Below are 14,730 nucleotides of genomic sequence, written 5' to 3'. Positions count from 1 at the left end.
TTATCCGCCGAAGTCATCCAGCAGGATATTTTCATCTTCTACACCCAAGTCCTTGAGCATATTGATGACTGCCGCGTTCATCATGGGCGGCCCACACATGTAGTACTCACAATCTTCCGGAGCCGGGTGGTCCTTCAGGTAGTTTTCATATACCACGTTGTGGATGAATCCGGTGTAACCGGTCCAATTGTCTTCCGGCTGCGGATCGGACAGAGCCACATGCCACTGGAAGTTATCGAACTCGGAAGCCAGACCGTTGTAGTCATCTTCGTAGAACATCTCGCGCAGGGAGCGCGCGCCGTACCAGAAGCTGATCTTACGGGTGGAGTTCAGGCGCTTGAGCTGATCAAAGATGTGTGAGCGCATTGGCGCCATACCGGCACCACCACCGATAAATACCATCTCGTTGTCAGTTTCCTTGGCGAAGAACTCACCAAAGGGACCGTACACCTTAATCTTGTCACCTGCCTTCAGGCTGAAAACGTAGGAAGACATCTGACCCGGCGGAATGCCCTCAGTGCGGGGCGGCGGAGTCGCGATACGGATGTTGAACTTAACAACACCTTTCTCTTCCGGGTAGTTAGCCATGGAGTAAGCACGAACCACTGGCTCGGTCACTTTGGACTCCAGCTTGAAGAAGCCAAAGTGCTCCCAGTCGCCACGGTACTGCTCTTCGACATCGAAGTCGGCAAACTTGACATGGTGAGCCGGAGCTTCCAGCTGTACGTAACCACCAGCGCGGAAGTCAACGTTTTCACCTTCGGGCAGACGCAGGGTCAGCTCTTTAATAAAGGTGGCCACGTTCGGGTTGGATTCCACAGTGCATTCCCACTGCTTAACACCAAACACCTCTTCCGGCACTTCGATTTCCATGTCTTGCTTAACCGCAACCTGACAGGAAAGACGCTTGCCTTCTTTTGCATCGCGCGGGGTAAAGTGAGCCGCTTCAGTCGGCAGCATATCGCCACCACCGGAATTCACCTTACAGATACACTGCGCACAGCTGCCGCCGCCGCCACAGGCGGAGGCCAGGAACAGGTTGTTGGCAGCCAGGGTTTGCAGCAGCTTGCCGCCGGCCGGTACGGTGAGAGTCTTCTCACCGTTAACCAGGATGTTGACGTTGCCGGTGTTTACCAGGCGCGAGCGGGCCGCAAGGATCACCGCTACCAGCGCCAAAACGATGACGGTAAACATCGCTACGCCGAGGATAATTTCAATACTCATTCTATTGTTTTCCCCGCTTAGATATCGATGCCACCGAAGGACATGAAGCCCAGGGACATCAGACCAACAGTTACGAAGGTGATACCCAGACCTTTCAGTCCATCCGGAACGTCACTGTACTTCAGCTTTTCACGAATACCGGCCAGAGCGGTAATCGCCAGTGCCCAGCCGAGGCCAGCACCGAAGCCATAAGCAACACTCTCGCCAAACGCGTACTCGCGCTCAACCATGAACAAGGAAGCACCCATGATGGCGCAATTCACGGTAATCAGCGGCAGGAATACACCCAGCGCGTTGTAGAGAGCCGGTACATATTTATCCAGGAACATCTCCAGGATCTGTACCAGTGCCGCAATTACACCGATGTAGGACAACAGGCCGAGGAAGCTCAAGTCCACGTCGGGGTAACCGGCCCAGGCCAGTGCACCGTCTTTCAGCAGGTAGGTGTAGATCAGGTTGTTCACTGGTACTGTCAGAGTCAGCACCACGATAACCGCAACACCCAGGCCAATAGCGGCCTCGATCTTCTTCGATACCGCCAGGAAGGTACACATACCGAGGAAGAAGGCCAGCGCCATGTTTTCAACGAAAACGGCGCGGATAATCAAAGAAATATAATGTTCCACGGATTAGGCCTCCTGCGCTTGGGAATTAGGCGCAATCTTGAACTCATCTTCTTCCACCTGTGCCGGTTTCCAGGCACGGATCGCCCAGATGAACAGGCCGATCAGGAAGAATGCACTCGGCGGCAACAGCAGCAGGCCGTTGGGGATATACCAACCGCCGTTGCTCACGGTAGTCAGGATATCTACACCGAACAGTTTGCCGGCGCCGAAGAGTTCACGAACCACCGCGAGACCGATCAGGATCACACTGTATCCCAGACCGTTACCAAGACCGTCGAAGAAGCTGGGCAGCGGCGGGTTCTTCATAGCGAAGGCTTCCGCACGGCCCATTACGATACAGTTGGTAATGATCAGACCAACGAATACAGACAGCTGCTTGGAGATGTCGTAAGCCAGGGCCTTGATCAGCTGATCTACCAGGATTACCAAAGAGGCAATCACGGTCATCTGTACAATGATACGGATGCTGTTCGGGATCTGTTTGCGGATCAGGGATACCGCAACGTTGGAACAGGCCACAACCGAGGTCAGTGCGATACACATTACCAGGGTAACCTGCAGCGAGCTGGTAACAGCCAGTGCAGAACAGATACCCAGGATCTGCAGCGCGATCGGGTTGTTGTTAAAAATCGGCTCTAGCAGAGTATCTTTAATTTTCATGCTTATGCCTCCCCTGCTTTCAGGTTTTTCAGGAAGGGACCATAACCCTGGTTACCCAACCAGAAGTTCACCAGGTTGCTAACGCCCTTACTGGTCAGAGTTGCACCAGACAGGCCATCTACTTCGTGAATCGCATCTGGGCTGTTGGGGTTAACCTGACCCTTGATCACTGCGATATCCACGTCGCCCTGGTTGTTGAAGACTTTCTTACCAATCCACTGGGCTTTCCAGTTGGGGTTGTCAACTTCACCACCCAGTCCCGGAGTTTCCTTGTGCTCGTAGAAGCCGAGGCCCGCTACGGTGTCGAGGTTGCTCTCCAGAGCGAGGAAGCCGTACAGGGTGCCCCACAGGCCATAACCGCGAATCGGCAGAATGATCTTGTCCAGCTTGCCGTCTTTCTCTACCAGGTATACCTCTTTGGTATTTTCCCGGCGGATAATTTTGGCAGTGTCCTCGTCAGCCGGCAGTTTTTCACTGTCAGACGGGATCTTGGCAGCAGCGCGACCGCTGCCACCAGCCGGAGCCTGATCGGTAAACTTACCGGTATTCAGGTCGACGTATTTGATTTTTACGTCGGCGAAGGCCTTTTCGACTTCCGCTTTATCAGCGTGAGAGTCTTTCAACAGGCCGCCAGCCATCAGTACGTTGCGCTTCATGTCCAGCTCGGCATTCGCCTGCTGGGCAGGCTTCAGCATTACCGCAGCGGTGGATACCACTACGGAGCACACCAGGCACATTACCAGCGCGACAATCAGAGTACCGGTTACGGAATCTTTATTAGCCACGTGCCAACCTCCGTTTGATATTGGACTGCACCACAAAGTGGTCAAACAGCGGAGCGAACAGGTTGGCGAACAGAATCGCCAGCATCATGCCTTCCGGGAAGGCCGGGTTCACCACACGAATCAGGACAACCATCACCCCGATCAGGATGCCGTACCACCAGCGACCGGTGTTGGTCATCGCAGCGGATACAGGGTCCGTAGTCATAAAGATCAGACCGAAGGCAAAACCGCCCACTACCAGGTGCCAGTACCAGGGTACCTGGAACATCGGGTTGGTCTCGGAACCAATCATGTTAAACATGAAAGAGGTGGCCATCATGCCCAGCAGAGTGCCGGCTACGATGCGCCAGCTGGCGATCTTCATGCCCATCAGGATTACGCCGGCAATCAGGATAGCCAGGGTAGAAGTTTCACCAATGGAACCATGGATCTGACCGAAGAAAGCGTCGAACCAGGTTACCTGGCCAACAGCAGCATTGACGATACCGTTCTGGATACCTTCGCTGGCCATAACAGACAGCGCAGTAGCACCGGTATAACCGTCAACCGCAGTCCAAACCGCATCTCCAGACATTGCTGCCGGATAGGCAAAGAATACGAAGGCACGGCCGGTAAGAGCCGGGTTGAGGAAGTTCTTGCCGGTACCACCGAATACTTCCTTACCGATAACCACACCGAAGCTGATGCCCATAGCCACCATCCACAGAGGCAGATCCGGCGGACAGGTCAAGGCGAACAGGATGGAGGTTACAAAGAAGCCTTCGTTGACTTCGTGACCGCGCACCGCAGCAAACAGGACTTCCCAGATACCGCCCACAATAAAAGTGACCGCATAAATAGGCAGGAAGTACATAGCGCCGTAGACAAAGTTGTCCCACAGGCTAGCTGGGTTGTAGGAAGTCAGAGCGCCGATAATGGCGTGACGCCAGCCGGACAGATCCGGGTTGGTCATACCTTCCAGAATGGTGTTGGACTGGAAACCGATATTCCACATACCGTAGAACGCCGGGATCATAGCACAAGCCCAAACGGTGATCATAATACGCTTCAGGTCGATACCGTCGCGCACGTGAGCAGTGGTTTTGGTCTTGTCTGCCGGCTGGAACAGACCGGTGTCAATCGCTTCAAACAGGGCGTAGAACTTTTCGAACTTACCGCCTTTGTGAAACTTGGGTTCGATCGAATCGAGGAATTTACGCAACATACTTACCCCTCCTTCTCAATACGGGTCAGGTTGTCCCGCAAAATGGGGCCGTACTCGTACTTGCCCGGACACACAAAGGTGCACAACGCCAGATCTTCTTCGTCCAGCTCCAGTGCGCCCAGCTTCTGAGCCATTGCAGTATCGCCAACGATCAGGGAGCGCAGCAACTGAGTGGGCAGTACATCCAGCGGCATGACTTTCTCATAACTACCGACCGGTACCATGGCACGCTCAGAACCGTTGGTGCTGGTGGTGAAGTTGAACAGCTTGTTCTTCACCAGGCGCGACAGATAAATCGGGAATACAGAGAAACGCTTATTACCAGCACGCAGATAGTGCAGGAACGGACGCTCATCGCCCTCTTCCAGTACAGAAATCTGGTTGTGGTAGCGACCCAGGTAAGCCATCGGGCCAGCAGCGGTGCGGCCACCGAATACAGAGCCGGAGATGATGCGATCGTTATCGCCTTTCAGCTCATCAGAAGTCAGGGTTTCCAGACTGGCACCGAGGCGGGTGCGCAGCAGACGCGGCTGCTTGACCTGAGGGCCGGCCAGGGAAATGACGCGATCGGTAAACAGCTTACCGGTGGTAAACAGTTTGCCTACGGCGATCACATCCTGGTAATTAATGGTAAATACACTGCGGTTGCCAGAAACTGGCTTCAGGTAGTGGATGTGGGTACCGGACAGGCCTGCCGGATGGGGGCCGGCAAAGGTTTCGCGGCGAATATTCGCTGCGCTCGGTACTGGAATATCCGCATCTGGAGCAGTACAGACGTAAGTGGTTTCTGCCAGTTTGGAAAGAATCTCAACGCCCTGGGAGAAGGCTTTGGGATTCTCAGCAATCACTACTTCTGGATTGGCTGCCAGAGGGTTGGTGTCCATCGCATTGATAAACACCGCTACCGGCTCAGCGTCCAGGGCGGGAACGCGGCTGAACGGGCGGGTGCGCAGTGCGGTCCACATGCCGGACTCAACCAGGTTTTCAACGACCTGTTCGCGAGTCAGACCAGACAGCTTATCTGCGCTGTAGCTTTGGAACTGTTCCGCTGCATCGCCGTCTATGCCAATCACGACGGATTGCAGAACACGACGAGCGCCACGGTTAATCGCAACAACACGACCGGCAGCAGGCGCTGTGTAGCGCACGCCTTCAGTTTTTTTGTCGCTAAACAACAGCTGACCAAGATTGACGCGGTCCCCTACAGCCACTGCCATTGTCGGCTTCATCCCGTGATAATCGGGGCCGAGAACAGCAACGGTCTTGATCGCAGGTCCTTTTTGAATGACCTGCTCGGGCGCGCCGGATATGGGTAAGTCCAATCCCCGACGGATCTTTCTCATACGCCTATGCCTAAGTTTCTAGTTTAAAAAAATTGCAATAGGACCCACCGTCCCATACCTGGGATGACGGGTCCTATTGTGGAATTCCGTGCTGCGAGGGCTTATGCCGTATCACCCGTGAACCGGGAGGAAGGAAGCTAACTAAAAAGGATGTGCGCGCTAACTTCTCGGCGCACGGCCGCCCCGCAAAATCGCGCGCATTATAAAGATGGGCCAGAGTCATTACCAGTCTGGAAAGTCTTTAAGTGGCACTAAGATTGGAAATTTCTGTTGAAAAAACAGGGATTTGGGGAGATATGGTGCGGCGACTGGAACAGTCGCCGAAACCCCGCAGTCGGATCTGGGTACCGACTGCGGCGAGGAGGCGTGACGCCTTAGTCCTCTTGCGGGAACAACTTGTAACGAACACCAGCCATATCTTCCAGGCAGCGAACTACCTGACAGCTATATCCGAACTCGTTGTCGTACCAGCAGTAGAGCACAGCGTTCTTGCCATCCACGATAGTCGCAGTGGAATCGAATACGCAGGCAACGCGGGAGCCAACAAAATCGCTGGACACCACTTCCGGGGAGTTGGTGAAATCGATCTGCTGACGCAGCGGCGAGTGCAGTGCCACATCGCGCATGTATTCGTTCAGCTCTTCCTTGGTGGTCTCTTTACCCAGGTTCAGGTTAAGGATCGCCATGGAAACATTAGGGGTCGGAACGCGAATTGCGTTGCCGGTGAGCTTACCTTTCAACTCGGGAAGCGCTTTGGCAACCGCCTTGGCAGCACCAGTTTCAGTCAGAACCATATTCAGCGCTGCTGCGCGACCGCGACGCTCACCTTTGTGGTAGTTGTCGATCAGGTTCTGGTCGTTGGTGTAGGCGTGTACGGTTTCTACGTGGCCGTGCTCAACGCCGTAGCCATCCATCATCGCTTTCAGGACAGGCACGATGGCGTTAGTGGTACAGGAAGCGGCGGACAGTACCTTGTCTTCCGGCTTGATGTCGCTGCTGTTGATACCGTAAACGATATTCTTGATATCGCCCTTGCCCGGTGCAGTCAGCAGCACCTTGGAAGCGCCTGGGCTCTGCAGGTGCTGGCTCAGACCTTCTTCATCGCGCCATACACCGGTGCTGTCAACGATAATCGCATCGTCGATACCGTGCTGGGTGTAATCCACTTCCTGAGGGGAGTTGGCGTAGATGATCTTGATTTCGTTACCGTTACAGATCAGGGAGTTGGTCTCCTCGTCCACACGGATAGTGCCCTGGAAGGCGCCATGTACGGAGTCGCGACGCAGCAGAGAAGCGCGCTTCACCAAATCGTTGGGAGCCTTGCCCTTGCGCAGTACGATAGCGCGCAGACGCAGAACATCACCACTACCAGCCTTGTCGATCAGCAGGCGGGCAACCAGACGGCCGATACGACCAAAACCGTAGATCACAACATCTTTGGATTCGGGCAGAGGCTTGCCGGCACCCGCTGCGTCGGACAGCTCTTCACGTACAAACTCGTCCACAGACAAGCCGCGATCGTCGCGCATGTACTTGTTGGTCATGGTTCCCAGGTCGATATGTACGGGACCCAGCTCCATCTTGCAGATGGCTTCCAATACAGGGAAGGTTTCAAACTCGGAGAGTTCATTTTCCTCAACCTGACGCACGAAACGGTGCGCTTTCATAATGCTCAGCACTGAGCGATTAACCAGGTTGCGGCCGTACATATAAATACCGACGTTGCTCTCACGGTTGAGCTTTCCAATCATCGGGATCATGGATTCAGCCAGTGCTTCACGCTGTTTCCAGTCCTTGAAAAAGTCCGCGGGCTTCGGTCGCTTCTGAGTCACTATCGGACACCTCTGCAATGTATTTAGTAGGCAAAAAATACGGCCTTGAAACCACTCAGGACCGCATGGCTGCGCATTATAGTGTTCGCTTTACACTGCGCAACTGAGCAAAAAAGAGCCAAAAAAATGTAGTAAAACTACCTTTTTGTAGTCCACCCGAGCGACATTGCGCAATCCATAAAAAAGCGTAGTTGTTCCCGACTGGAAACACAGGCAGGGTTAACATTCCCTGCAAGCAAAACTGTTCGCGGCTACAATAGCCGACCTCGAAGACATCTCGAATGAATGCGCGGATATATAAGGAAAGATGACAGAAATACAGCCCCTGACCCCACCGAAGTTTCGCTCCTCCAGTGACCGACAATTTTGGGGACAACTGCATGGCGCAGCTGCCGCGCTCGCCATCCTCAACGCGGCACGCAATAACAAAGCGCCCACCCTGTTAATCACAAAGGACAGTCTCGAAGCGCACCGTTTAGAGGTGCAATTGAAATTTTTTAACAAAGCGCGGCGAGATAAGGGGGAAAACGGGGAGCTGGAAATTTTCCATTTTCCCGACTGGGAAATTCTCCCCTACGACACCTTCTCTCCCCACCAGGACATCATCTCGGATCGCCTCGCCACCCTCTACCAGCTGCCGAAAATGGGGGCCGGGATCGTCATAATCCCAGTCAGCACCCTGATGCACCGGCTACCACCCTGCAATTATATTGCTGGCAATGCGCTCATATTGGAGGAGGGGCAGCAGTTTGATATCGATATCCAGCGGAGACTGCTGGAGCAGGCCGGCTACCACTGCGTAGACACCGTCTACGAACACGGCGAATTCGCTGTGCGCGGCTCACTGATGGATATTTTTCCAATGGGCAGCCCCCTGCCCTACCGCATCGATCTGTTCGACGATGAAATTGAATCCCTGCGCACCTTTGACCCGGAAACCCAACGCACCATCGACAAGGTGAAAACCATTCACCTTTTACCTGCGCGGGAATTCCCTTTGCACAAGGCTGCCCTATCAGGGTTTCTGCAAAATTGGCACGGTGAATTCGATAGCGATCCCAGCCAAGTGCCAATTTACCAGGATATCAGTGCAGGAATTGCCCCGGCGGGCATTGAGTATTACCTGCCCCTGTTCTTCGATGGGAACTGCTCAAGCCTGTTCGACTATCTGCCCGAGGGCAGCCAGGCATTTTTACAGGGAGATATCCAACAGCCGCTGGACAATTTCTGGCGCGAAGTCAGCAATCGCTATGAAAGTCGTCGCGGCGACCTGACCCGCCCCATATTGCCACCGCGCCAGATTTTACTGGAAATTGATGAGCTTAACGGTGCCCTGAAGTCCATGCCCCGGGCAACCTTCTCTGCCGAGAGTCTTCCGGAAGCCCAGGGCAACTGTAATTTTGACACTTCAGTACCCCCCTCACTGCCAGTAGATGGCAAGTCCGAACAACCCCTGGCTGCACTGGAAAGCTACCTGATGGAATACTCCGGTCGGGTGCTTTTCTGCGCTGAAAGTAGCGGGCGCCGCGAAGCGCTGCTGGAGCTATTAAAGGGCATACGGCTAAGCCCTCCCAGCTTCCAAAGCTGGCAGGACTTCCTCGCCGCAAAGGACACTATCGGGATTACCGTAGCCCCCATCGATCAAGGGCTGCTGCTTGAGGACCCGCAAATCAACTTGATCGCGGAACCGCAGTTATTTGGTGAGCGGGTACTGCAGCAACGCCGCCGTAAAAAAGCCAAAGATGAAGCGGACAACGCGGTTAAAAACCTGGCTGAACTGCGCATGGGCACTCCCGTCGTTCACATTGATCACGGCGTAGGTCGTTATCGCGGCCTACAGCATCTGGAGATCGACGGGCAACCGGCAGAATTCCTGACCCTTGAATATGCCGACGATGCCAAACTCTACGTACCGGTAGCCAGCCTGCACTTGATCAGCCGCTACTCCGGTGCCGATGAAGCCCTGGCCCCGCTGCACAGAATGGGCAGTGAACAGTGGCAAAAAGCCAAACGCAAAGCCGCCGAGAAAGTCCGCGATGCAGCTGCGGAGCTGCTGGATATCTACGCCCGCCGCGAAGCCCGTATTGGCCATGCCTTCGATAACCCTCAATTGGCCTACCGGGAGTTTTCCGCAGGTTTCCCCTTCGAGGAAACACCGGATCAACAACAGGCTATCGAGGCAGTTCTGGGGGATATGCTCTCAGATAAGCCGATGGACCGACTGGTTTGCGGCGACGTGGGATTCGGTAAGACAGAAGTGGCCATGCGGGCTGCATTTGTCTCGGCCCACGCAGGTATGCAAGTGGCCATGCTGGTTCCCACCACCCTGTTGGCCCAGCAACACTATCAATCCTTCCAGGATCGCTTTGCCGATTGGCCGATCAATATCGAGGTGATCTCCCGCTTCCGCTCCGGCAAGGAAGTGGACAGCGTGAAAGAGAAGGTTGCCAGTGGCAAGGTGGATATCCTGGTTGGCACCCACAAGCTGTTGCAAAGCGATCTGGACTTTAAAAATCTCGGCCTGCTGATTATCGACGAAGAACACCGCTTTGGCGTCCGGCAGAAGGAGCGCCTCAAGAGCCTGCGCTCCGAGGTGGATATCCTCAACCTTACCGCCACCCCTATTCCCCGCACCCTGAATATGGCCATGGCCGGTATTCGCGATCTGTCGGTGATCGCCACCCCACCAGCACGGCGCCTCTCTGTGAAAACCTTCGTGCGCGAGCGCGATGATGCCTTGGTAAAAGAGGCTATCCTACGGGAGATCTTGCGCGGCGGTCAGGTGTATTTCCTGCACAACGAAGTCAAAAGCATTGAGCGAATCGCGCGGGAGCTACAGGAGATGATTCCCGAGGCCCGTATCGGCATAGGCCATGGCCAGATGCGCGAACGGGAGTTGGAACAGGTGATGAGCGACTTCTATCACAAGCGCTTTAATGTCCTGGTCTGTACCACCATTATCGAAACCGGTATCGACGTCCCCACAGCCAACACGATACTGATCGAGCGCGCAGACAAGTTCGGCCTGGCCCAGCTTCACCAGTTGCGCGGTCGCGTGGGACGCTCGCACCACCAGGCCTACGCCTACCTACTGACTCCCAACAAACGCTCCATGACCAATGACGCCGTGAAGCGCCTGGAAGCGATTAGCGAGGCCCAGGATTTAGGTGCAGGCTTTACCCTGGCTACCCACGACCTGGAAATTCGCGGTGCAGGCGAACTGCTGGGTGAGGAACAAAGCGGGCAGATTCAGAGTGTCGGCTTCAACTTGTATATGGAGATGCTCGACAAGGCAGTGAAGGCCATTCGCGAGGGCCGCACACCGAATATTGACGAACCCCTCGAATCCCCTGCGGTGGACGTCAATCTGCGGGTTGCTGCGCTGATTCCCGAGGACTACCTGCCCGATGTCCACGGCCGTCTGATCATGTACAAACGCATTGCCAATGCCACCGACAGGCAGCAACTGAAAGAACTTCAGGTAGAGATGATCGACCGTTTCGGGCTACTGCCGGAATCGGTAAAACACTTGTTCCGCACCACGGAGATCAAGTTAAAGGCCGAGAATATGGGCATCCGCAAACTTGAGGCCTCTGCGGCAAGAGGGCGTATCGAATTTGCGGAGAATACCCGTGTAGATCCGCTCACTTTGGTTAAGATGGTGCAAACCCAGCCGGGGCGCTACCAGCTGGCCGGCGCAAACCAACTGAATTTCAGTCTCGATGAGGAGGGTACTGATCGCAAGCTCCAGGAAATTAACGAAGTTCTGGAAAAGCTTGCACAGTGATACCATCCGGCAGGCAGCGGCGGGAGCTGGCGGCAAAACTAATTAGTCTCCTACTCCCGCTTAAACGGCCTGTCGGCAATGACACCCTCGGCACCCAAATAGAATTGTTTAAGTGGTAAACCCATGAAAAGGATAATTAGCCTCTGCTCAACCCTGGCGCTCACGCTGGCAGCAACCAGTGCCCAGGCCGTCAACTACGCTGGCAATACTTTCGAAATAGAAATGATCGTATTCGAGCGCCCCCAGGGGATGGAAAGAACCGCAGAGACCTGGCCGACGGCACCCCGTCTTCAGTATCCATCAAAGTGGATCGACTTTGACACCCTGCGCACCCCAACTCAGCCAACAGAGGATGAGGTGTTATCGCTTGAAGACATCATCTCGAGCCCAGAAACGAGCGGCCCAGCCGATATTGAATCATCGGAGCTTGAGGGCGACGCATCTACTAGTTTGCAGAACTCTGAGCAAGCACCAAGAAACTTGCTGCTAAGACCTGTACCCAGGCTGCTGGACAACAAAGCCGCCGCAATTTCCAGGGCTGGTGACAGGGTCCTGTTTCACAAGGCCTGGCGCCAGGTTTTAAAAACCAAGAGAAACTCTCCGGCCATTCTGATTGATGGCGGCAGCCAGCTCAGCGGCCACAGCCAGCTTGAGGGATCTATCACCCTGAGTGTCGCTCGTTATTTACATATCAGTACTAATTTGTGGCTCAGCGATTTTTATACACAACCCGGGGAACACAGTATTCTTCTTCCTCAACGCCCACAAAATAAAATCGAAAAGCCGCTACAAATCCTAACCGGCAATTACAGTGATATTGAAAATTCATATTCACAAAATAACGGGTTTGATATCGAAAATAGTCAGGGTGCAATTAACACAACTGAGCCTCTCACACTGGGCGAGCCGGAATTTATAAAAGAAGAGCCATTATATGTAGCCCATGCTGCGAGACTGCAACACGAGAGACGTTTGCGTAGCGGACAACTTCATTATATCGACCACCCTGCATTTGGAATTCTTATTGAAGTGCGCACTGTAGCCAAACCCAAAGAAGATTCGCAAAATATGGATACGCTTAATCCCGACCAAGAAAAAGATAACCGCACGGAAAGTTAATTTATTTAAATAATCGACTTTCGCTAAAAGCCCCAGCAAATCTTGCCGGGGCTGTTATTTTAAATATACCTTTAAAACTCTTCACCTCAAACGAATTAATTTCACCATCACTACAAGCACACCCCACCCAACCGATATTTAATCAATTTATCTTTAATCAAAATGCAGCCAGCAAACAAGCAAATACCGCCACCCCACAACAACAAAAATTGCAATCAGTGGGGCAATATTCCGGGAGCATTAAAGTAATAATTAGCACAGCGGTATTGAGCACAATAAACTCACTCATATACACACAATTACATTGGGGACTTTAGGCGGGGCGGGATATGACCAAACCTACAAAGAGGGACACAAATGCAACTTAAAGAAGAAAAGCCTATATCCACTGCAAAGTAGCAAACAAAAAAGCGGATCATAAAGATCCGCTTTTCAGAGGCGCTGACAGGGCCGGCGTCAATGAGCCGCAGGACCCTACACGACAACAGTTCTTTCAACGAGTGATCTATAAATCACTCACAGGGAACAACATCTTCCGCCAGCAGTCCTTTGTCACCTTGTTGCATTTCGAACTCTACCGCCTGCCCCTCATTAAGGGTTTTGTAGCCCTCGCCGCGAATGCTGCGATAGTGAACGAAAATATCTTCAGTTCCTTCTCCACAGGTGATGAAGCCATAACCCCGTGCGTTATTAAACCACTTCACTGTACCTGTAACGCGATCACTCATTGAGAAAACCTCATTATTGTTATTGCGCCTACCTCTTTTACCTCACTGCTCAATTCGGCAAGAGGGGCAAACGCCACCCCATTGTTAACAAACTGCTCCATGCAGAATGCTATCTTGCTTAATCCGATGAGCATATACTCAAAGGACGTACCCTGATTCTTAGATAAAACAGCGCCAGTGTCTAGTTTTCTATGTGAAATAAATACTACGTTTTTCCCAATATGCGTAATTAACCGTCAAAATCTTCAATAGTGCTCAATTAGAAACTAATCATTTGTACCTTATTGCACTCCCATTCCTCAACTGTCTAACGCGGCCTCTCGCGTTAATGAAGGTATATCGGCAATATGTAATGTTGAGGTTGGGAATGCACAGGATGCCCCATATCCCTCAATTATTTTAAGAATCGTTAATAGAACATCCTGTTTTACTTCATGATAACGAACCCAATCGGTAGTGCGGGTAAACGTATATATAAAGAAATCCAAAGAAGAGGAAGCAAAACTATTAAAATTAACAATAAGCGTACGATTAGAATCAATTTCCGGATGTTCCTGTAACATATTTTTAACATCCGCCACGATTGCCGCCATATGATGGGCATCTTCATAACGAATACCAATCGTTTCAAAAATCCTACGATTTAACATACGGGAAGGATTTTCTACCGCAATCTGGGTGAAGATGCCATTGGGAACATAGACGGGTCGCATATCAAAAGTGCGGATTCTGGTCAGGCGCCAACCGATATCTTCCACGGTCCCCTCAATTTCCTTATCGGGGGAGCGAATCCAGTCGCCCACCGCAAAGGGCCGATCCAGATAGATCATCAGGCCACCGAAAAAGTTTGCCAGCAGGTCCTTGGCCGCAAAACCGACAGCCAGTCCGCCAATACCACCAAATGCCAAAACACCGCTGACGCTGTAACCCAGGAACTGCATGACCACAATTCCCGCCGTGATCACGATTGAGGCCCTGACCAGTTTGCCGATCGCACGTACCGTAGTGGCATCCATCGGCTTGCCCATATAGCGCGGATCGCACAGGTTATGTTCCACACTGTGTGAGAATCGCCAGGCAAACCAGGCCATCACCAGGATCAAGCCTATTTCCCGCGTCGGTGCAGCCAGGGAGAATATCTCGGCACCAGTGGCGTCCCCCGCTCGCTGGGCAGCGACAGTCAAGCCCAGCAGCCATACCAGTACCTGCCCGGGAGGGGAGAGTGCCCCAACCAAAGCATCATCCCAGGGATTAACCGTCTTTTCCGCCTTAATGGCCATGCGCTGCACAAACCGGCCAAATAACCAGGCCAACACCCCAGACGCAAGTACTATGAGGAAAACAGAAACTATCCAGACCCGGTTCTCACCAAGCCAGGACAACAGCACGCTCTCAACGGACTCCACTCGAACCCCTCCGCTT

Annotated in this window: 11 protein-coding genes; 2 read left to right on the top strand and 9 right to left on the bottom strand. The window is 53.2% G+C overall.

Annotation, left to right across the window (positions count from 1 at the left end; translation table 11 throughout):
• The 7 genes from nqrF to ACJJIL_RS07625 all read right to left on the bottom strand — a co-directional run bounded on the left by nqrF (position 1) and on the right by ACJJIL_RS07625 (position 7,677).
• On the bottom strand, positions 1 to 1,224 hold the full coding sequence (nqrF, locus tag ACJJIL_RS07655; RefSeq protein WP_108733652.1) for an NADH:ubiquinone reductase (Na(+)-transporting) subunit F: 1,224 nt from the start codon (positions 1,222 to 1,224) through the stop codon (positions 1 to 3).
• A gap of 17 nt (positions 1,225 to 1,241) precedes the next feature.
• Positions 1,242 to 1,850 (bottom strand): NADH:ubiquinone reductase (Na(+)-transporting) subunit E, encoded by a 609-nt coding sequence (nqrE, locus tag ACJJIL_RS07650; protein WP_020413086.1) that lies wholly within the window; start codon positions 1,848 to 1,850, stop codon positions 1,242 to 1,244.
• 3 nt (positions 1,851 to 1,853) lie between these two features.
• Positions 1,854 to 2,510 carry an NADH:ubiquinone reductase (Na(+)-transporting) subunit D gene (locus ACJJIL_RS07645; protein WP_282932331.1) on the bottom strand — a complete coding sequence of 219 codons (657 nt, stop codon included), beginning with the start codon at positions 2,508 to 2,510 and terminating at the stop codon, positions 1,854 to 1,856.
• A gap of 2 nt (positions 2,511 to 2,512) precedes the next feature.
• The gene (locus tag ACJJIL_RS07640) at positions 2,513 to 3,295 is read right to left on the bottom strand and encodes a Na(+)-translocating NADH-quinone reductase subunit C (protein WP_282932330.1); all 783 of its coding nucleotides are present in this window, start codon (positions 3,293 to 3,295) and stop codon (positions 2,513 to 2,515) included.
• The gene (locus tag ACJJIL_RS07635) at positions 3,288 to 4,499 is read right to left on the bottom strand and encodes an NADH:ubiquinone reductase (Na(+)-transporting) subunit B (RefSeq protein WP_108733655.1); all 1,212 of its coding nucleotides are present in this window, start codon (positions 4,497 to 4,499) and stop codon (positions 3,288 to 3,290) included. Before ACJJIL_RS07635 ends, ACJJIL_RS07640 begins: the two co-directional genes overlap by 8 nt.
• 2 nt (positions 4,500 to 4,501) lie before the next feature.
• Positions 4,502 to 5,842: a Na(+)-translocating NADH-quinone reductase subunit A gene (locus ACJJIL_RS07630; protein WP_444933531.1), complete on the bottom strand. Its 1,341-nt coding sequence runs from the start codon at positions 5,840 to 5,842 to the stop codon at positions 4,502 to 4,504.
• A 374-nt stretch (positions 5,843 to 6,216) separates the two neighbouring features.
• A complete protein-coding gene (locus ACJJIL_RS07625; RefSeq protein ID WP_444894742.1) occupies positions 6,217 to 7,677 on the bottom strand; it encodes a glyceraldehyde-3-phosphate dehydrogenase in 1,461 nt (486 codons plus the stop codon).
• A gap of 304 nt (positions 7,678 to 7,981) precedes the next feature.
• Between ACJJIL_RS07625 and mfd the strand changes: the two genes are divergently transcribed.
• Both mfd and ACJJIL_RS07615 read left to right on the top strand, forming a co-directional pair.
• Positions 7,982 to 11,461, top strand: a complete 3,480-nt coding sequence (gene mfd / locus ACJJIL_RS07620) for a transcription-repair coupling factor (RefSeq protein ID WP_444897696.1) — start codon at positions 7,982 to 7,984, stop codon at positions 11,459 to 11,461.
• Between the two features lie 123 nt (positions 11,462 to 11,584).
• The gene (locus ACJJIL_RS07615) at positions 11,585 to 12,580 is read left to right on the top strand and encodes a CsiV family protein (RefSeq protein ID WP_445361588.1); all 996 of its coding nucleotides are present in this window, start codon (positions 11,585 to 11,587) and stop codon (positions 12,578 to 12,580) included.
• A 512-nt stretch (positions 12,581 to 13,092) separates the two neighbouring features.
• Here ACJJIL_RS07615 and ACJJIL_RS07610 read toward each other — a convergent pair.
• Positions 13,093 to 13,308 (bottom strand): cold-shock protein, encoded by a 216-nt coding sequence (locus tag ACJJIL_RS07610; protein ID WP_020413094.1) that lies wholly within the window; start codon positions 13,306 to 13,308, stop codon positions 13,093 to 13,095.
• Positions 13,309 to 13,607: 299 nt separating this feature from the next.
• On the bottom strand, positions 13,608 to 14,714 hold the full coding sequence (locus tag ACJJIL_RS07605; protein WP_413662432.1) for a mechanosensitive ion channel family protein: 1,107 nt from the start codon (positions 14,712 to 14,714) through the stop codon (positions 13,608 to 13,610).
• Between the last annotated feature and the right edge of the window lie 16 nt (positions 14,715 to 14,730).

The organism is Microbulbifer maximicatervae (SeqCode) (assembly GCF_052468095.1).
Note: the sequence above shows the minus strand (reverse complement) of the source record. Positions and strands in the feature narration are given on the sequence as shown.